General features: G+C 62.6%; 16 protein-coding genes. 1 reads left to right on the forward strand and 15 read right to left on the reverse strand.

What is annotated here, in order from left to right; genetic code table 11:
- Nucleotides 1-3: 3 nt before the first annotated feature.
- A complete protein-coding gene (gene secDF, locus ACS4RS_RS19920) occupies nucleotides 4-2,544 on the reverse strand; it encodes a protein translocase subunit SecDF (protein WP_449313798.1) in 2,541 nt (846 codons plus the stop codon).
- A 45-nt stretch (nucleotides 2,545-2,589) separates the two neighbouring features.
- Nucleotides 2,590-2,937 carry a preprotein translocase subunit YajC gene (gene yajC / locus ACS4RS_RS19925; protein WP_003573534.1) on the reverse strand — a complete coding sequence of 116 codons (348 nt, stop codon included), beginning with the start codon at nucleotides 2,935-2,937 and terminating at the stop codon, nucleotides 2,590-2,592.
- A 203-nt stretch (nucleotides 2,938-3,140) separates the two neighbouring features.
- Here yajC and ACS4RS_RS19930 point away from each other — a divergent pair, with 203 nt between their 5' ends.
- Nucleotides 3,141-4,013, forward strand: a complete 873-nt coding sequence (locus ACS4RS_RS19930; protein WP_439009592.1) for an ATP-binding protein — start codon at nucleotides 3,141-3,143, stop codon at nucleotides 4,011-4,013.
- Between the two features lie 179 nt (nucleotides 4,014-4,192).
- On the opposite strand, the gene ACS4RS_RS19935 is transcribed toward ACS4RS_RS19930, so the two are convergent.
- The 13 genes from ACS4RS_RS19935 to ACS4RS_RS19995 form a co-directional block, all read right to left on the reverse strand.
- The gene (locus tag ACS4RS_RS19935; protein ID WP_449313799.1) at nucleotides 4,193-5,785 is read right to left on the reverse strand and encodes a peptidoglycan DD-metalloendopeptidase family protein; all 1,593 of its coding nucleotides are present in this window, start codon (nucleotides 5,783-5,785) and stop codon (nucleotides 4,193-4,195) included.
- Nucleotides 5,786-5,924: 139 nt separating this feature from the next.
- On the reverse strand, nucleotides 5,925-6,578 hold the full coding sequence (locus ACS4RS_RS19940; RefSeq protein WP_439009591.1) for a protein-L-isoaspartate(D-aspartate) O-methyltransferase: 654 nt from the start codon (nucleotides 6,576-6,578) through the stop codon (nucleotides 5,925-5,927).
- A complete protein-coding gene (surE, locus tag ACS4RS_RS19945; protein ID WP_003586945.1) occupies nucleotides 6,575-7,348 on the reverse strand; it encodes a 5'/3'-nucleotidase SurE in 774 nt (257 codons plus the stop codon). The genes ACS4RS_RS19940 and surE overlap by 4 nt, the downstream gene beginning before the upstream one ends.
- Before the next feature lie 4 nt (nucleotides 7,349-7,352).
- A complete protein-coding gene (gene serS / locus ACS4RS_RS19950; RefSeq protein WP_439009590.1) occupies nucleotides 7,353-8,636 on the reverse strand; it encodes a serine--tRNA ligase in 1,284 nt (427 codons plus the stop codon).
- 99 nt (nucleotides 8,637-8,735) lie between these two features.
- Nucleotides 8,736-9,563 carry a twin-arginine translocase subunit TatC gene (tatC, locus tag ACS4RS_RS19955; protein ID WP_097625286.1) on the reverse strand — a complete coding sequence of 276 codons (828 nt, stop codon included), beginning with the start codon at nucleotides 9,561-9,563 and terminating at the stop codon, nucleotides 8,736-8,738.
- Complete coding sequence (gene tatB / locus ACS4RS_RS19960; RefSeq protein WP_439009589.1) at nucleotides 9,560-10,168, reverse strand: Sec-independent protein translocase protein TatB; 609 nt, start codon at nucleotides 10,166-10,168, stop codon at nucleotides 9,560-9,562. The genes tatC and tatB overlap by 4 nt, the downstream gene beginning before the upstream one ends.
- A gap of 51 nt (nucleotides 10,169-10,219) precedes the next feature.
- Nucleotides 10,220-10,411 (reverse strand): twin-arginine translocase TatA/TatE family subunit, encoded by a 192-nt coding sequence (locus tag ACS4RS_RS19965; RefSeq protein WP_003538990.1) that lies wholly within the window; start codon nucleotides 10,409-10,411, stop codon nucleotides 10,220-10,222.
- Between the two features lie 183 nt (nucleotides 10,412-10,594).
- Nucleotides 10,595-11,311 carry an SMC-Scp complex subunit ScpB gene (gene scpB, locus ACS4RS_RS19970; RefSeq protein WP_439009588.1) on the reverse strand — a complete coding sequence of 239 codons (717 nt, stop codon included), beginning with the start codon at nucleotides 11,309-11,311 and terminating at the stop codon, nucleotides 10,595-10,597.
- Complete coding sequence (locus tag ACS4RS_RS19975; protein ID WP_439009587.1) at nucleotides 11,308-12,165, reverse strand: segregation/condensation protein A; 858 nt, start codon at nucleotides 12,163-12,165, stop codon at nucleotides 11,308-11,310. Before ACS4RS_RS19975 ends, scpB begins: the two co-directional genes overlap by 4 nt.
- Before the next feature lie 18 nt (nucleotides 12,166-12,183).
- The gene (nagZ, locus tag ACS4RS_RS19980; protein ID WP_439009586.1) at nucleotides 12,184-13,197 is read right to left on the reverse strand and encodes a beta-N-acetylhexosaminidase; all 1,014 of its coding nucleotides are present in this window, start codon (nucleotides 13,195-13,197) and stop codon (nucleotides 12,184-12,186) included.
- A gap of 115 nt (nucleotides 13,198-13,312) precedes the next feature.
- Nucleotides 13,313-16,585: an SPOR domain-containing protein gene (locus ACS4RS_RS19985; RefSeq protein ID WP_449313800.1), complete on the reverse strand. Its 3,273-nt coding sequence runs from the start codon at nucleotides 16,583-16,585 to the stop codon at nucleotides 13,313-13,315.
- 61 nt (nucleotides 16,586-16,646) lie between these two features.
- Nucleotides 16,647-18,404: an arginine--tRNA ligase gene (gene argS, locus ACS4RS_RS19990; protein ID WP_439009585.1), complete on the reverse strand. Its 1,758-nt coding sequence runs from the start codon at nucleotides 18,402-18,404 to the stop codon at nucleotides 16,647-16,649.
- Nucleotides 18,405-18,468: 64 nt separating this feature from the next.
- A complete protein-coding gene (locus ACS4RS_RS19995) occupies nucleotides 18,469-19,686 on the reverse strand; it encodes a deoxyguanosinetriphosphate triphosphohydrolase (RefSeq protein WP_439009584.1) in 1,218 nt (405 codons plus the stop codon).
- Nucleotides 19,687-19,729: the final 43 nt, after the last annotated feature.

Genomic DNA, 19,729 nt, shown 5'->3' on the forward strand with positions numbered 1-19,729 from the left:
TTTTCAAACCACCGTGCCGGATTTTACACCAGCATCCGTCTTGTTGCTCTCTTCCCCGTCGGGGCTTTCCGGCCGCAGCCGGAAGACGATCAGCACAGGAGCGGCGATATAGATCGAAGAGAAGGTGCCGAGAGCGACGCCGAAGAGCATCGTAAAGGTGAAGGAGCGGATGACCTCTCCTCCGAAAAGATAGAGCGCGAGCAAGGCGAGCAGCGTCGTCGCCGCAGTCAGTATGGTGCGCGACAGCGTCTGGTTGATCGACGCATCGATCAGGATCGGCAGCGGCATCTTCTTGTATCGCTTCAGATTCTCGCGCATTCGGTCATAGACCACGACCGTGTCGTTCAGGGAATAACCGACAACGGTCAGCACGGCGGCGACGCTCGTCAGGTTGAATTCCATGCCGGTGAGGACGAAGAGACCGAGCAAGATGATGACGTCGTGCAGCGTCGCGACGATGGCGCCGACCGCGAACTGCCATTCGAAACGGATCCAGATGTAGATCAGGATCGCCGCCAGCGCTGCCAGCACGCCGAGCGTCGCCATCATCGTCAATTCGCCGGAGATGGCGGGGCCGACGACCTCGACGCGGCGGAAGTCATAATCCTCCTGGAGCTCGCCGCGCACCAGCGTCGCCGCAGACTGCTCGGCATTCTCGCCGCCGCCCTGGGAGGCGATGCGGGTCCGTGCATTCGACGGCCCGTCGGCGCGCTCGACGCTGACCTCACCGAGATTGAGATCGTTGAGGCGCGATTGAAGATCGGCGAGGTCGGCATTGCCTTGCTTCGCCGTCACCTCAATGAGCGAGCCGCCGGTGAAATCGATGCCGAGACGCAGGCCGGCGGTGGCAAAGGCGGCCATGGCGATCAGCGAAATGATCGCCGACGCCGTAAAGACGTAACGGCGGATCCCCATGAACCGGATATTGGCGTGTTCGAAAAGATGGGTCAGAACGCTTTTCGGCAGATGCCCGGGGTGGCGCCGCAGCAGCCAGACGGCGACGATCGAGCGCGTCAGCGTGAAGGCCGTGAAGACGGTCGTGAGGATGCCGACCGCCAGCGTCACCGCGAAACCGCGGATGGATTCGCTGCCGAGGAAAAACAGGATGATGGCGGCGATGAAGATCGTCACATTCGCATCGACGATCGTTGCGAAGGCGCGCGAGAAACCGCGGCCGGCGGCCTCGGCAAAGGAATGGGCAGTTTTTTCCTCTTCACGGATGCGCTCGTAGATCAGAACGTTCGAGTCGACCGCCATGCCGACAATGAGCACGATGCCGGCAATGCCGGGCAAGGTGAGCGTCGCGCCGGCAAGGCTGAGCACCGCGACGATGAGGATCAAGTTGAAAACGAGCGAGACGACGGCAATGACGCCGAGGATGCGGTAGAGCGCGATCATCAATGCTGCGACCAGCACGACGGCGACGAGGCCGGCAATGAGGCCGGAGAAGATGGAGTCGGCGCCGAATCGCGGGCTGACGCTGCGCTCCTCGACGCTCGTCAGCGTCGCCGGCAGGGCGCCGGCGCGCAGCATGATCGCCAGGTCGCGGACACCATCCTCGGAGAAGTTCGCCGAAATCGCCCCCTCCCCGCCGGTGATCGCCGCATCGATGGCCGGTGACGACATCACCTGATCGTCGAAGACGATGGCAACGTGCTTGCCGATATTTTGCCCCGTCACCTCTGCCAGCCGCCGCGTTCCTTCCGCGTCGAGGCGGTAGGCAATCGAGCTATCCTGGGTCTGCGGATCGACGACCGGCTCGATACCGACCATGTCGCTGCCCGTGAGGAAAGCCGTGCGATCGACGAGATAAGGAACCGGCGGATCGTCCAGCGAATAGAGCACCTGCGATGTCGCCGGCCAGCGGCCGTTCAGCGCCTCCTGCCCCGACATGCTTGCATCGATCAGATGAAAAGAAAGCTTGGCCGGCTGGTTGAGGAGGTTCTTCAGCCGTTCCGCATCGACCGATCCCAGCACCTGCACGACGATCCGGTCGGCGCCATCGGGGCGAACGAGAAAATTCGCATGGCCGAATCCAGCGATACGGCGGGCAACAATATCGAGCGACCGAGTCCGGGCTAAAGCGACGTCGGCGGTGATGCCGGCATCGGAAATCTGCAGCGAGAGCTGCCCCTCCTCGCCCTGCTGCAGCGCGACCTCAGGTCCGGAACGTCCGCCGGCGGCCGTCAAAGGCTTCAGGAGATCGACCGCCTTTTGCGTCTCAGCCGGATCGGTGATCCGGACGGTGACGGTCTGGTCGTTGCCAGTCAGCCCGGTATAGCGGATACCGGCGCCGCGCAGCGCGTTTCGGACATTGGCGACCGCCTCTTCCAGGCGGTCCTTGACGATATCGGAACGCTCGACCTTCAGAACGATATGCGAGCCGCCCTGCAGATCGAGACCGAGCGTTACGCGGTCCTGCCGCAGCCAGCCCGGCAGAGAAGAGCGCTGCGCCTCGCTCAGCAGATTGGGCGCAGCGATGACGATGGCCGCAAACGCGGCCAACCAGATCAGAAGTGTTTTCCAGCGGGAAAAATGCAACATTCTCTCGACGATCTTCCGATCCGGCAGTGCTGCCGTTATCGCTTGTTACGCTGCGTCGGCCTTGACGGGTTCACCCTTGACGCGCACATCCGAAATACCGCTGCGGACGATGCGCACGCGAACACCATCGGCAATCTCGACTTCGACTTCCTTGTCGTCAATAACCTTGGTGACTTTACCGACGAGACCGCCACCGGTGACGACCTGATCGCCGCGACGGATCGCCTTCAGGGTTTCCTCACGCTTCTTGGCCTGTGCGCGCTGCGGACGGATCAGCAGGAAGTACCAGACGACCATCAGCGGCACGAACAGGATGATCATTTCGAAACCGGAGCCGCCGAAACCGGTTGCGGTATCGGTGGCACTCTGGGCGAATGCCGGGGTGATGAACATGCTAAACTCCTCAGGCTTGGCGGCGGAACTCCGCCTCATTTTTCAGGTTGCCGGACTATAATTGCCGCTTCGATGAATGCAACAGAAACAGCCCGAAACAGTACCGATTCCGCTGCCTCATAACCTTTCCGCCGGCAAAACGCCATGCTACCCCGCATCGAAAGATAAAGCGGATTGCCGCAGCAAGAAATCAGGAGCTTGCGATGAGCGAGGAAATCAACACCGCGCTGCTTGCCGAGCTGAAGCGGCTTGCAGATGCCGTCGAGCGCCTTGCCGGACCAGCGCCTGCCGTCAACGATTGGGATGCGGCGGACTGTTTCGTCTGGGCGCCATCGCGCCTGCATCTACAGCCGGTGAACAAGCCGAACCGAGTGGCGCTGAAGCTGATCCGCGGCGTCGATCATGTGCGCGACATCCTGCATGAGAATACGGTGCGGTTCGCCGAAGGTTATGCGGCCAACAATGTGCTGCTCTGGGGTGCGCGCGGCATGGGAAAATCCTCGCTGGTCAAGGCCGTGCACGAGGATGTCAGGCGCGAAAGCGGCTCTGCGCTTAAGCTGGTCGAGGTCCATCGCGAGGATATAGCGAGCCTGCCCAACCTGCTCGATCTCCTGAAGGACACGCCGTACCGCGTCATCGTCTTTTGCGACGATCTTTCCTTCGACCACGACGATACCGCCTACAAGTCGCTGAAGGCGGCACTCGACGGCGGTGTCGAAGGGCGACCGGACAATGTGCTCTTCTACGCCACCTCGAACCGGCGCCATCTGCTGCCGCGCCACATGATGGAAAACGAGCAGTCGACGGCGATCAATCCGTCTGAGGCCGTCGAGGAGAAGGTTTCGCTATCCGACCGCTTCGGCCTCTGGCTCGGCTTCCATAAATGCAGCCAGGAAGATTATCTCGGCATGATCGACGGCTATGCCGAGCATTTCAAGCTCGGGCTCGAACGCGACAAGATGCATGCCGAGGCGCTGGAATGGGCAACGACGCGCGGCGCCCGCTCCGGCCGCGTCGCCTGGCAGTATATCCAGGATCTGGCCGGACGCATGCGCGTCCATATCGACCGGGCCTAAAGCGCGTTGCGCTCTTCCAGAGCCGTCGTTGCCGCAAAACCGCGGCATACCTTTGCGCGACATGCTTTAGTTTTTGCGCATGTCGTTGCCCAAAACCGCGGCACACTTTTGCGCGACATGCTTTAAATAACAAAAGCCCGGCGGGTGGCCGGGCTTTTGCGCTTCCTGGGACGCTGTACCTATTCCAGGAAAGTCATCGGGTTGACCGGGGATGCGTCCTTGCGCACCTCGAAATGGACCTGCGGCTGCTTGACATCGCCGCTCATGCCGGAGACGGCGACGGTCTGGCCACGCTGGATCTTCTGGCCTCGGGCAACGCTCAGCGTATCGGCATTGCCGTAGACGGTGACAGTGCCATCGTCGTGACGGACGAGAACCGTGTTGCCGAGTTCCTTCAGGCCGTTGCCGGCATAGATGACGACGCCGTTTTCGGCGGCCTTGATCGGCGTTCCCTGCGGCACAGAGATGTCGATGCCGTCATTGCGGTTGCCGTTGACGTTGGCGCCGTATGAAGCAATCACCTGGCCTCGGACCGGCCAGCGGTACTTGCCGATGCCGGTCGATTCCGGTGCGGCGGAGCTGACGTCAGACTTCTTCTCGACATCGTCGACCGTCTGAGTGGCGACCGGCGCCTTGTAGGGTGCGGGCTCAACGGAGGCCGTCTGCTGGGCGGGCGCCGCCTGAGCCGCCTTCGGATCGACCTTCTGGGGCTGGATCGATGCTGTCTTGATATTGTCGGCGGTGCCGTTCGGGATCTTCAGCGACTGACCGATCCTGACTGAGCTGGCCGACAGATTGTTGGCAGCCTTGAGATCGTCGATCTTGGTGCCGGTCGCCTTGGCGATCTTTGCCAGCGAATCTCCTTGCTTGACGACATAGGTGCCGGCAGGCGCGCTCGGATCCTTGCCGGCGCCGGCCGGAAGCTTGCCGGTGGCATCGGCGCTCGCCATGGTCTTGTCGCGGGCGGAATTGGCGCCGGGAACGACAGCGACGTTCTGCTCAGGCGCCTTCACCGGTTCCGGCATCTTACCGGGTTTGGAGAGGTCAGCTGCCTGCGACGCCGCCTTGGCTGCATTGCCGCCATTGAAGGTCGGGATCAGGATCGCCTGGCCGGGCATGGCGGCGGAAGCCGTCTTCAGGTTGTTGACCCGCAGGATTTCCTTTTCAGGAACACCGAAGCGCCGGGACAGGGTGGCAACGCTTTCACCCGGACGCAGCGTCACGGAAGGGGCATTGGTCCCGGACCAGCCGGAAACCTTCGGCGTCGCGCCCGTCGTCAGGGTATCGGGCGCCAGCTTCGGCGCGGTCCGGCCCACCAATCGGTTTTTTTCGACCTGGGGCGCCGAAGGGAAAGGTTGGGCGAGCGCGACTTCCTTTTCCCGCTGGCGCGCCGGCGCAACGGCGCTCGGAGCGGCAAGCTCGGAACGCTGCACCGCAACTGGCGCAGAAGCCATACGGGCGCTCGACGTGCGGACGGGATCATAACTCGGGCTCGACGGATAAGGCTGGTTCAGCGCGCCATTGCCGCCACCATAACCCGACTGACTTGCAACGGCGGAGTCGCCGAGATCGGCGCGCGGCACCGGATCAGCCTGAGCGCCACCCCTGCGCGGAATGGAACTTGTGGTGATCTGATCCTGCCCTGAGGAGGAAAACAAGCCGCCAAACCGTGTCACATCGGAACTGCAGCCTGTTGCGGCACTCGCCAGCAGACCCACAACCAGAAGATTACCGGCCGACTTCCCGAACTTCGGCGAAAGACTGAAACGCATTGACTCGACCCACTGAGAACGCAACCATTTGTGGGTCCATTAAAACGCGTTAGTATTACCACGCAGTTAAGATGCTGGAATCAGTGCCATATTTTTGAGAAGTTGATAACCATAGCTTACGGGTGAAAAATCGTTGGGCTTACAGCAGCGAAGCAAGGCGCGGAACGATCGGCAGATAAGGGGCTTCGAACAGTTCCTCGCGCTCGAAACGGCTGCCGGTTTTTGTCAGCCGCACCATGCGGCATTCGTTCTCGGAGATCATCAGCGGCGCGATCATCGAACCGCCGGAAACAAGCTGATCGGTATAAAAGCGCGGCATCGCATTGAAGGCCGCCGTCACCAGGATGCGATCGAAGGTGCCCTCGCCCTGCATGCCGGCACTGCCGTCGGCGTGGCGGATGATGACGTTGCGCAGACCAAGCGATTCCATGCGCCGCTGCGCAGCCGATGTCAGCGTCTTGTAGCGGTCTATGGACAGAACACGCTCGACCATGCGACCCATGACGGCGGCGGTAAAGCCGCTGCCGGTGCCGATTTCCAGGACGCGTTGTCCTGGCTTCAGCTTCAGGTGATGCAGGATGCGGACGACAAAATCGATGCCTTCAAGGAAGGAGCCGCATTCGATCGGGATCGTCCGGCTCGAATAGGCGTTATCGGAAAATTGCGGCGGCACGAAGAGCGAGCGCTGCGTCTGCTCGACTGCGGTCAGCAGATCGAGATCGGAGATGCCTTCTGCACGCAATCTGAGGACGAGCGCCGCAAAGCCCTCTTTCTCGGCCAGTCTTGCCGTCAAACCTGTGCTCCGTATCCCAGGGCCCGCGCCACGCGGTCCGTCACGGAATAATCGGTCAGATCCAGTTTCAAAGGCGTTACCGAAATCTTGTTATGCTTCAGCGCGTGAATATCGGTGCCTTCGATGAAGGCGCCGGCGCGTTCGCCGAACTTCAGCCAGTAATAGGGAAAGCCCCGGCCATCGGAGCGGGCATCGACCTGCAGGTTGAAGGCGAGCTTGCCCTGCATGGTCACCTCGGCGCCGTCGACCTCGCCCGGACGGCAATTCGGGAAGTTGAGATTGAGGAACGTGCCCTCCGGCAGATCCAGAACCATCAGCTTTTCCAGAAGAGCCGGCGCATGCGTCTCGCAGACCTCCCATGGCACGATGCGCGCACCGTCTTCATAGAGATAGGCCTGGCTCAGCGCGAAGGAGCGAACGCCCTGCATCGTGCCTTCGATGGCGCCGGCGATCGTCCCGGAATAGGTTACGTCGTCTGCGACGTTCGAGCCCGAATTGACGCCGGAGAGCACCAGATCGGGCTTGATGTCCATCACCTGCCGGATACCCATGATGACGCAATCGGTCGGCGTGCCGCGCAAGGCGAAATGCTTGTCGGAAATCTTGCGCAGCCGCAAAGGCTCGGACAGGCTTAGCGAATGGGCAAGGCCGCTCTGATCGGTCTCGGGCGCCACGATCCAGACGTCGTCGGACAGCGTGCGGGCGATCCGCTCCAGCGCGGCCAAGCCTTCGGCGTGAATGCCGTCGTCATTCGTAAGCAGGATGCGCATCGCCTCAGGCCGCCCGTTCGATCTTGGTCAATCCGCCCATATAAGGCAGCAAAACGTCCGGAACCGTGACCGAGCCGTCCTCGTTCAGATAATTTTCAAGCACGGCGATCAGGCAGCGGCCGACAGCGGTGCCGGAGCCGTTCAGCGTGTGGGCGAACCTGTTGCTCTTGTCGTCCTTGCCACGGTAGCGCGCATTCATCCGGCGGGCCTGAAAATCGCCGCAGACCGAGCAGGAGGAGATTTCGCGGAAGGCATTCTGTCCCGGCAGCCAGACTTCGAGATCATAGGTCTTGCGCGAGCCGAAGCCCATGTCGCCGGTGCAAAGCGTCATCGTGCGGAAATGCAGGCCGAGGCGCTTCAACACCTCCTCCGCGCAGGCAGTCATCCGTTCATGCTCGGCGATGGCGCTCTCGGCATCGGTGATCGAGACGAGCTCACACTTCCAGAACTGGTGCTGGCGCAGCATGCCGCGGGTGTCGCGGCCGGCCGAGCCCGCTTCCGAGCGGAAGGACGGCGTCAAGGCGGTGAAGCGGAGCGGCAGCTTTTCCTGGTCGAGGATCTCCTCGCGCACCAGATTGGTCAGCGTCACCTCGGCTGTCGGAATGAGGTAGCGACCGTCGGTCGTCTTGAAGAGATCCTCTTCGAACTTCGGCAGGTTGCCGGTGCCGAACAGCGCTTCAGCCCGAACCATCAGCGGCGAGCTGACTTCGGTATAGCCGTGCTCGCGGGTGTGGAGATCGATCATGAACTGGCCAAGCGCCCGCTCGAGCCTGGCGAGCGGCCCGGTCAGCACCGTGAAGCGCGAGCCGGAGAGCTTGGCGGCGCGCTCGAAATCCATATAGCCGAGCGCCTCGCCGATTTCGAAGTGCTCCTTCGGCGTGTGGTTCCATCGCGGCTTTTCGCCGACGGTACGGGTGACGACATTGTCATGCTCATCCTTGCCGACCGGAACATCGTCGAAAGGAATGTTCGGGATGCGCGACAGCGCGTCGTTGAGTTCGGCCGTCAGCTGGCGGTCCTCTTCCTCGACCGCCGGCAGCATAGCCTTCAATTCGGCGACCTCGGCCTTCAGCTTCTCGGCGAGCTCACCGTTCTTCTGCGACAGCGCCGCGCCGATCTCCTTGGAAGCGAGGTTGCGGCGGGACAGCAAGTCCTGCGCCTTCTGCACGGCGGAGCGGCGCTTTTCATCGAGGGCAACGAGATTTTGCGCCAGAGGCTCCGCACCGCGCTTGGCGAGGGCGGCATCGAGCGCTTCGGGATTCTCACGGATCCATTTGATATCGAGCATCGTCGTTCCAGGTCGTTGCAACAGAAGTGACCCGGCCAAAGCCTGACCAGGCTTCGACCGGATGAGACGGCGTTCAAGAAAGGATTTCCGGATTGCCGCTCAGACGCTGTCCGTCTTGGCAACGTCCGCGGATTCGGTGTCCTTTTCGACCGCCTGCCGGGCACGCTGGCGCTCTACGAGTCGCGCCGCATGGATGGAAATCTCGTAGAGAAGGATCGTCGGTATCGCAAGGCCGATCTGGGACATCGGATCCGGCGGCGTCAGTACGGCGGCGACGATGAAGGCAAGTACGATCGCAAATTTGCGCTTTTCGGCCAGCCATTGCGACGTCAGCAGTCCGACCCGGGCAAGCAGCGTGGTGATGACCGGCAGCTGGAAGACGAGGCCGAAGGAGAAGACCAGCGTCATGATCAGGCTCAGATATTCCGAGACCTTGGGCATAAGCGAGATTGCCACCTCGTCTTGACCCGGCGCCTGCTGCATCGACAGGAAGAACCACATGACCATTGGCGTGAAGAAGAAATAGACTAGTGCCGCGCCCATCAGGAACAGCACCGGCGAAGCGATCAGGAACGGCAGGAAGGCCTGGCGCTCATTCTTGTAGAGGCCCGGCGCGACGAACTTGTAGACCTGGGCTGCAATGATCGGAAACGCAACCACGAGGCCGCCAAACATCGCCACCTTCACCTGCGTGAAGAAGAATTCCTGCGGCGCGGTGTAGATCAGCTGTGCCTTCTCAACGTCGAGATGCGCCCATATTACGGCCGTCTTGTAGGGAATGACCAGGTAGTTGAAGAGATGCTTGGCAAAAAAGAAGCATGCGATGAAGGCGACGAAAAACGCGCCGATCGACCAGATCAGCCGCGTGCGCAGCTCCATCAGGTGCTCGATCAACGGCTGCGGCTTGTCTTCGATATCACCGCTCATACTTCGTCCTTCTTCGTCTGCACCAGCGTCTTCGGCGCGGCTGGCTTTCTAGCTGCGGTGGTGCGCTTGGGCTTTTCGACTGGCACGGCCACCGCAGCGTCGACCGCGCCGGCAGCCTTGCCGCGCGGCTTGCGTACTGCCTTCGGCTTGGCGGCCAGCGTCTCGGCCGGGACGACGGCTGCTGCTGCGACGGGTTCAGGCTGTGCAGGCGCAGGCACCAACGGCGGCGTTTCCGGCAGGCTCATCGAAGGCGTCGGCGCGGAAACGGCAGCCGGCGGCACCTCAATCTTGTTTTCCGGGACTACGGTCGCCTTCTGCAGGTCGGCCTTGATCTCGTTGCCCATCTGGCGAAGCGGGTTCATCGCCTCGCGCAGGCTGTTGACCGGGTTGAGCTTCTGGGCGTCGCTGAGCGTCTGGCGGACATCGTCAAGGTCGGCCTCGCGCAACGCTTCGTCGAACTGCGCACGGAATTCACCCGCCACCTTGCGGGCGCGTTGCGTCATCTTGCCGAAAGCGCGGAGCATCGGCGGCAAATCCTTGGGACCGACGACCACGATCAGAACGACCGCGATGACCAAAAGCTCGGTCCAGCCAATATCGAACATGCAAGGCTCCTGAACGGGAAGCGCGGGGGCTGCGCTTTTTCCCGCACTTGGTTACTTCGTTTCGTCGGCCTTGTGATCGACGGTCTTGGCCGTGTCCGGCGCATCTTCGTCCGTCATGCCCTTCTTGAAGCTCTTAATGCCCTTGGCGACATCGCCCATCAGTTCCGGGATCTTGCCGCGGCCGAACAACAACAGCACGATGACCAGAACGATCAACCAGTGCCACATGCTAAAAGAACCCATTACCCTAACTCCCTGTTTCGATGTTCTCTCGATGTAAGGATTTCCGACACCGTTTCCAACATCAAGCCCTTTGAACTGCGCTTAATGTCACGGTATCGCCCTTTGTGACAAGCCATTGACCGGTCGAAAAGTGACGGCCGCCATTGTTTTCGCCATGCATGGCAAAAGCAAGACGCAAGTCCTTCAATCTTCGGAGGTGCCGCGCGGTGCCAGCAACCCCAATTCCTCGAGATCCATCTGGGTGATAGGATCCTCGTCCTCGGTCAGTTCATCGTTCATCAACGGCGAGGGAATATTGAAATTCGCCGGAATGCGGCCCGACAGCAAGCCCGCGCCCTTCAATTCTTCGAGACCGGGCAGATCACGCAGCTCTTCGAGACCGAAATGGTCGAGGAAATCGCGTGTCGTGCCCAATGTCACCGGCCGGCCCGGCGTGCGCCGGCGGCCGCGGAACCGCACCCAACCGGCTTCCATCAGCACGTCGAGCGTTCCGCGCGAGGTCTGGACGCCGCGGATATCCTCGATCTCGGCGCGCGTCACCGGCTGGTGATAGGCAATGATCGCCAGCACTTCCAATGCGGCGCGCGAGAGTTTCTTCACTTCGTTTTCATCGCGGCGGATGACGAAGGAGAGATCGGCGGCGGTGCGGAAAGCCCAGGCGCCCTCGATCTGCAGGAGGTTGACGCCGCGCGGCGCATAGTGCGCCTTCAAACGCAGCATGATGGCGCGCACATCAGCTTTCTCGGGCAAGCGCTCGGCGAGGAAGCCTTCGGAGACCGGTTGCGAGGAGGCAAAGACCAGCGCCTCGGCGATGCGCTCCGCCTCGATCTCGTCCTGCAGGTCGCGGCTCCTGCCTTCGAAATCGTCCTCGAAATCCTCGTCGCTCTTCGGATCGATCAAGCCGGCTGCTCCTGCTCCACCACCTGCAGCGTGGCGTGTTTTGGTCCGCGGCGCATGTATATCGGCTGAAAGGCGCCGTCCTGGCGGATTTCCAGCTTGCCCTCGCGCACCAACTCCAGCGAGGCGGCAAAAGCGCTGGCGATCGCCGTGACGCGTTCCTCGGGCGCAGCGAGATAACGTAGCAGATAATGCTCCATCGCCGTCCAGTCGCCGATCTCGCCGATCATCTGGGTCAGCAATTCACGCGCATCGGTCAACGACCAGACGTTGCGCCTCTCGATCGTCACCTGGGTAACGGCATTGCGCTGGCGGAGCGCCGCATAGGCGGTCAAAAGATCGTAGAGGCTTGCCGCATAGGCGGATTGCTGACGGTCGGGAATATGCTCGGGGGCGCCGCGCACGAAGATGTCGCGGCCGAGGCGGTTGCGGTTGACGAGGCCTTCGGCGGCCCGGCGCATGGCTTCGAGGCGTTTCAGCCGGAAGGCGAGCGTTGCCGCCATCTCCTCGCCCGAAGGACCGTCATCCTTGATCTGCTGGGGTATCAGCAGCCGCGACTTGAGATAGGCAAGCCAGGCCGCCATGACCAGATAATCGGCGGCAAGCTCGATGCGGATACGCCGGGCACTTTCGACGAACTGCAGATATTGCTCGGCAAGCGCCAGCACCGAAATGCGCGACAGATCGACCTTCTGGTTGCGGGCGAGATAGAGCAACAGGTCGAGCGGGCCTTCGAAGCCGGCGACATCGATCACCAGCGCCGGCTCGTGGCTCGCGCGCTCGGCACCGTTCTCCTGCCACAACTTGTCCATCGGCGTTGCCGCCTGCGGACGCTCCGTGCCCTTGACCGTGCTCACCACCCTGCTCCTCTGCGATTACACGATCGCAAACATCGCCTCGAATTCCGCCCTCAATTCCGCCTCATCGGCGGCATCCGGCGCGGCAAAACCTGCTTCCACCGCTTTTGCGCGGGCAAGCGATTGACCGGCGAGCGGCGGAACATTTGCCACGACATCCAGCATCTCGTCCATATGGCCATTGCAATGCAGCACGATATCGCATCCGCCTGCAATAATATTCGCTGCACGTTCGCCGATCGTGCCGGAAAGAGCATTCATCGAGCTGTCGTCGGAAAGCAGCAGACCGGTAAAGCCGATCTGCTCGCGGATGACGCCGTCGATCACCTTGCGTGAGGTCGTCGCCGGATTGTCGGGGTCGATGGCGGTGAAGACGACGTGGCAGGTCATCGCCATGAGTTCGTCCTTCATGGCGATAAAGGGCGGGAAATCATGGGCCTCAAGCTCATCGCGGGAGACGGTGACGACAGGCAGTTCCAAATGTGAATCCGCAAAGCCGCGGCCGTGGCCGGGCATATGCTTCATCACCGGCAACAGGCCGCCGGCCTTCAACCCTTCGGCAGCCGCCCGGCCCATGGCGATAACAGTTTGGGGGTCGTCGCCATAGGCGCGGTCGCCGATGACGCTGCTGCTGCCCTCGACTGGCACGTCGAGCACCGGCAGGCAATCGACATCGATGCCGACGCTCGAAAGGTCGAAAGCGTGCAGCCGCGACATCGCCCAGGCAGCGCGCAGCCCAAGCGCCGGATCGCGGCGATAGAGATCGCCGAGCGCCTGGCCGGAGGGATAACGGGCGAAAACCGGCGGACGAATGCGCTGAACGCGGCCACCCTCCTGGTCGATCAGCACCGGCGCATGCCAGCCAACGCTGTCGCGCAGTTCGGCGACAAGATCGGCAATCTGCCCTGCTTCGGAGATGTTGCGCCTGAAGAGGATGAAGCCCCAGGGCCGTTCACCCCGGTAGAAGGCTTTCTCTTCGGACGTGAGGGCAAGGCCGCTGCAGCCAAGGATCATCGCTTTTGATTCGTTCATATCAGAATCATAGACGGCGCCCGGCCAAATGCGAGCAAGCTCGGGCGCGATGCACAAAAAAGAGCGGCGGACCGATCCGGCCCGCCGCTCCTGTTATTTCATTGAAAACCCGATGCTACTTGGAGATCAGGCAGCTTCCGCCCGCCGCGCGATACTGTTCGCAGAGCGCTGCGGCCTCGTCCTTGGAACCGGCCGGAATACGGACACGGTAGAAAGTGCCCTTGCCGGCGATATCGGCCCTGCGGATTTCATGAGCACGGCCACCCAGAACACCGGCGAATTTCTTCGACAGGTTGGCATAGGATTTGTTCGCCTCGTCTTCCGATGGCAGCGAGGCGATCTGCATACCGTAGCCGCCGACGGAGGCCACCTGCTGCTGCTTGGCGGCGGTCGGCGTTGCAGCCGCAACCTCCGTCGTCGTCGGCTGCTGTGCGGCGGGGCGAACGTTGCCCTTTTCGGTCACCGTGCCGACAACGTTTACAGGCTGGTCGGCCGGGCGCGCGATCGGAACCGGAGCGGTATCGGTGATCGCCGTGGTCTTGACCGGGCGCGCCGGCGCATCGACCGGGGCGGGATTTGCGGCCTGCGCATCGGCGTCGGCTGCAAGCGGCGGCTTTGCCGGCGCGGTTACGGCAGGCGTTGCGGAGCGGGCATCGGCTGAAGCAACCTCGGCGCTCGCCGGGAAGCTTGCGGCCGTTCCGGCGACCGGCGGCACTGGTGAAGCCGATTGCGCCGACGGGGCCGTCAAGGCCGGCATCGGCTGAGCGGCTTGTGCAGACGGTGCCGCCTGGGCAGTCGGCTGGTCGACGGGCGCTGGTTCCTCGCGGGCGACCAGCGTGCCGTCAGGCTTCACGATCATCGTGCGGACCTTGCGCGGTGAAACCGATGGCGTCTTGTCGGCATCACCGGCGGCAGCGTTGTCGGCGCTGTCCTGGTTCGGCAGCAGACGTGGATCTTCCGTCTCACCGACTGCGGTCGGCGAGACCTGATCACTGGCGTTGGCGTTCTCGTCGTCCTCAGGCAGCGATTCCGGCGTCAGCGTGCGCTGGACGACATCGACCGGCGCCTCATCGGAAGAAACCAGCGCCTTCTGCTTCGGCTCCTCGGCAGAACCGGCAACACGATCGTAGACGGCTTTATCCTGGTTCGGCACGGTCTTGCCGCCGGGATTTTCCGGAACGACCTTGACCGGCTCCTTGTCGGCCGCGATCACGCGCGGCTCGCCGGACGCGACGATGCCGAGTCCCTCGCCGTTCCAGACGGAGGAATAGACACCATAAGCGACACCGGCGAAGACCACGAGCACGACGGCTCCGGCCAGCAGCCGGCGCATCGACCGGGCACGGCTGAAATCGGCCGCCTGGCTTGCCGATTCGATGCGGACCTCAGAGGTCTCGCGGCGCTCGACCGGCTCGCGCACGCTGCGGCGGAAATCTTCCTCCAGCGCCCGTTCGAAATCATCGAGGCCGTCGGCGATGGTCGGCTTGACCGGCTTTGCCGCAGCGGCGGCAGTATCGCGAACCGGGGTCGGCGTTTCCCGCGGCTTGGCTGGTTCAAAGAAGCTGGCGATCTCCGCGTCGAGATCGAAATCGAAATCCTGCGTTTTCGCGACCGGCGCGGGCTGCTCGACCGGCGGCAGCGCCGGCACGTGCATGTCCTCGACCGTCTCGGGACGATCCTCCGGATCGGAGATCATCGCCGGATCAAACGGCAGGTCTTCGGTCGAGTCGGCGACAGAAGACCAGTTGATGGCCGGAGCCGGCGTTGGAGCCTGAGGCTCAACGAAGGCCGGAGCAGGCCGTGCAGCGGCGGATGCCGCCTGCTGGAAAGCGGGATTTTGCGGCTCAGGCGCAAAACCGGTGGCCGATCGGGGCGAGACCACAGCAGTCGGCTGGGCGGCACGGACCGGCGGCTCCGGCGGCTCGGGCTCTGCCGGCGTCACCTCGGACTCGGAGAAATCGAGATCGGCGAGTTCAAGCTCGATGCCGGCAAGATCCAGCTCGAAATCATGGCCGGCGAAGGGGTCGTCGGCTTCCGGTACAGGCTGCGGCGCCCGCGAATACGCCATCGCGGCGGGCTGGGGTGCAATAACCTCGGCAGGCTGCGGTGCGACCGGCCTTGCGGCTTCGGCAGCATAGACCGGCGCCGGCTCGACCGGAGCGGGCTGAACGGGGGCTGCGGCAAGCGGCGCTGTCGCGATCACCTGCGGCTGGGCAAATGCGGCGGCCATAGGGGCGACAGCGAGGGGGGCGGCAGCAACGGGCGCAGCCTCGATCGATGCGGCCTGCGGCGAAACGGGCGCCGTATTGGGGCGTTGCGGCACCGGATAACGCGAGACGTCGGCGAGCAGATCGTCCAGATCGAAAGTGCCGGCAGTATGCGGAACTTCAGGCACGACCTCGGTCAGCGCCGCATCGGCCTGGATCTCGCCTTCGACGGCAGCGGCGACGAGATCGAACCCGGCGTCGGACCCGAAATCGTCGAGTTCGTCTTCGATTTCGACGAAGTCGTCGGCCTCGGCAATCTCTTCCGACGCGCTCACCTCGTCATGGCGATCGAGCTCGGCGGGAAAGCCAAGCGACGGAGACGCGGACTCGAATTCCTCAGACGGATCGACAGTGACGACCAGAGCCGATTGCTCGACGACCTGGGCGGACGGCTCGATCGCCGGCTGCGGCTCTGCCACGGCAAGATCGGCAGACGGCGCTCCAGCCACAGGCGCCGCGACCGCTTCGGCCACAGGCGCTTCTGCCACCGGCGCTGGCGCAACACCCGTTTCCTCGCGTTTGGCGGCGTGGAAATTGGCTAGCGGCAGCCTGATGCTGGCAGCCGACCATTGCGGCGCCTTGGCGGGCTGCGGCAGCGACGAGACCGGAGCAGAGCCGATCGACAGCTCAAGCTCCTCGATCAGGTCGCGTGCGCCGCCGAAGGCCGATTGCACCGACGCCTCGGAAGCGGGTTCGATGGAAAGCTGCTGCGGCCAGGCCGCCTCGTCGGCGGGCGCATCCCAGTTGCTTGCAGCCGGCGCAGCTTCTTCCTCAACCTCAACTGAGGCAACGGAAACCGGCTCGGCCACCTCAACCGTCTCGGCGGCGGGAGACACATCGAGAACGGGCTCGATGTAATCTTCTGGCGTGTCGTCATCGGAGATCGGCTCGGCCGGCCGGTCGAGCTCTGCGAGCGGACGTGGCGAATCGTAACGGTCGAACTCGCGCCCCAGTTCGTCCTCGAGATCGAGGGCCGGCTCGTGCCGCGCAGTCTCGCTTATCGTGTTTGCTGCAACACGCGGTTCGAAGCCGACGATACGGGCAAGTTCGGCCAACGGATCATCGTCGGCAAACAGGTCATCTTTTCCGCGCGTATCATACGCAAGTTGTTTATCAGCCATGCCTATCCCACTCGCAAACGCCAACTCTGAAATGCCAGCGCATTGTGGGGAAATGGTGACGTTATCGCATTTCGTCCGGTGCGGCAGTGCCTGTAATGGCAAGTCCCGACTTCAAAACCGACGCGACGGCGTACACCAGCCCAAGTCTGGCAATAGTTGATTCTCGGTTTTTATCATTAACAAATCGTAATTCCGGCTGATCTTTACCTTTGTTCCAGTGGGCGTGGAAAGAACTAGCGAGGTCGTAGAGGTAAAAAGCGACCCGATGCGGCTCCTGCGACTGGGCCGCCGCCTCGACGATCCGCGGGAATTCGGCGAGCTTGGCGACGAGCTGCAATTCGGCCGGATCGCCAATGCCTGCAACGGTTTGCGCAAGTTCTTCGGTGGAAAGATCGAGGTCGCCGAAAGCCTCCCTCGCCTGCCGGAAGACCGACATGCAGCGGGCATGCGCATACTGCACGTAAAAGACCGGATTATCTTTCGACTGTTCCGTCACTTTGGCGAAATCGAAGTCGAGCGGCTCGGAATTCTTGCGGTAAAGCATCATGAACCGGACCGAATCACTGCCGACTTCCTCGACGACGTCCCGAAGCGTGACGAAATCGCCCGAGCGTTTCGACATCTTCACCGGCTCGCCGTTGCGATAGAGCTTGACGAGCTGGCAGAGCAGCACCGTCAGCTTCGCCTTACCATCCGAAACACCGCGTGCAACCGCTTCCAGGCGCTTGACGTAGCCGCCATGGTCGGCGCCGAGCACATAGATCATCTCGTCGAAACCGCGATCGAACTTGTTCTTGAAATAGGCAACGTCGGCGGCGAAATAGGTGTAGGAGCCGTCCGACTTGATCAGCGGCCTGTCCATATCGTCGCCCACTTCGGTCGAGCGGAACAGCGTCTGTTCGCGGTCTTCCCAATCCTCAGGCAGCTGGCCCTTCGGCGGCGGCAAGGTGCCCTTGTAGACATAACCCTTGAAGGTCAGGTCGTTGATCGCCGTGCGGATCGCGGCCGCGCCATTGGCATGCAGGGTGCGCTCGGAGAAGAAGATATCGTGATGAACGTTCAGGGCCGCCAGGTCTTCGCGGATCATCACCATCATCGCATCGATGGTGCGGTCCTTGACGATGGGCATCCACTGGTCTTCCGGCATGTTGTGCAGCCGCACGCCATAATCTGCGGCAAGCGACTGTCCCACAGGCACGAGATAGTCGCCCGGATAGAGACCCGAGGGGATTTCGCCGATCTTCTCGCCGAGCGCTTCGCGATAACGCAGGAAGACGGAACGGGCGAGCACGTCGATCTGCGAGCCGGCATCGTTGATGTAATATTCCTTCTCGACGCCGTAGCCGGCAAAGGCGAGCAGATTGGCGAGCGCGTCGCCGACGACGGCGCCGCGGCAATGGCCGACATGCATCGGCCCGGTCGGATTGGCCGAGACATATTCGACGTTGACCTTCCGGCCCTCGCCGAGCGTCGAGCGGCCGTAGTCGGTGCCGGCGCCGATCATCGCGGCGAGCAGCCGCTGCCAGTAGCCAACAGAGAGACGAATATTGATGAAACCAGGGCCGGCGACCGAAACATCGGCAACGTCGGCATCCTCCCTGAGCTTGGCGATGATGATGTCGGCCAGCGCGCGGGGATTGGTTCCGAGCGGTTTTGCCAGCACCATCGCGGCATTGGTCGCGACGTCGCCGTGGCTCGCGTCACGCGGCGGCTCGACGGCAATGCGGCCGAAATCGAGCTCAGATCGCTTTTCCCTGACCAGATCGATCTGTTCAAGGGCGGTTTTGATCCTGGCTTCGAAGTCGGTAAAAAGGTTCATCGCACTCTTCCATGCATAGGCTGTGCCAAAGGCCCAAATCGGCCCTTGGCGGGGCGACCGCTGCCTATCGCAAATCCGGAGTGTGGTCAAACAATCGCCTGTGGGCGCTGATCGCATAGGTGTCGGTCATGCCGGCCAGATAATCGCCGACATGGCGGGCCTTAGGCGCATCGGCGAGGCCGGCGATATGATCGACCCAGTAATGGCTCTGCATCTCCTTGGGATTGGCCATGTAGGCGGCAAAGAGGTCGGTGACGATCTGGGCAGCGCCGGCGCGGATGCGCATGATATCGGGGTTGCGGTAGATGCGTTTGAAGAGCATCGCCTTGATCTGGCTATCGGTTTCGGCCATTTGACCCGAGAACGTGGCGATGACCCGGTCGGCAGCGCGGATGTCGGCGGCGCTCTCGGGGCGCAGCAGCGAAAGGCGCTCCTGCGCGACGGCGATCACGTCTTCGACCATGCGGGTGATCTGCCGCCGCATGATCTCATGGGTGAAGCGGCTCGGCTCCAGATGCGGGTATCGCGCCCTCACCTCGGCCATCAGCCCGGCAAGGAACGGGATTTCCTCCAGCATGTCGAAAGTCAGGTAGCCGGAGCGCAGGCCGTCGTCGATATCGTGGGTGTTGTAGGCAATGTCGTCGGCAATCGCCGCGACCTGGGCCTCGAGGCTGGCATAGGTAGCAAGCTCGAGATCGTGGAGTTCGCAATAATCGAGGATCGGCTGTGGAACCGGGCCGCGCGTGCCGACACCATCCGGCGTCAGCAACGGACCATTGTGCTTGACCAGACCTTCGAGGCTTTCCCACGTCAGGTTGATGCCGTCGAATTCGGCATAACGCCGCTCCAGCTTGGTCACGATGCGCAGCGATTGGGCATTGTGGTCGAAGCCGCCATAGGGCAGCAGCACCTCGTGCAGCGCGTCCTCGCCGGTGTGACCGAACGGGGTATGGCCGAAATCGTGCACCAGCGCCACGCCCTCGGCCAGATCTTCGTCGAGCTTCAGGGCGCGGGCAAGCGCGCGGGCAATCTGCGCCACCTCGATCGTATGCGTCAGCCGGGTGCGGTAATGATCTCCGTCCTGAGCGATGAAAACCTGGGTCTTGTGCTTCAGCCGGCGGAAGGCGGTGGTGTGGACGATGCGGTCGCGGTCGCGCTGGAAATCGGAGCGCGTCGGGCTGCCGTCCTCCGGATAAAGCCGCCCGCGGCTCGTCCAGGGGTCTGCCGCATAGACCGCCCTGTCACTGCTGCCGAAACCTAAAGCACGCGTATCGATCGTCATTCTTCACCGTCATCCTGCATGTTGCCGCATCTGCCCATTGACG

Origin of the sequence: Rhizobium sp. F40D2 (assembly GCF_051810745.2) — a bacterium.
In the GTDB taxonomy this organism is placed as follows: Bacteria; Pseudomonadota; Alphaproteobacteria; order Rhizobiales; family Rhizobiaceae; genus Rhizobium.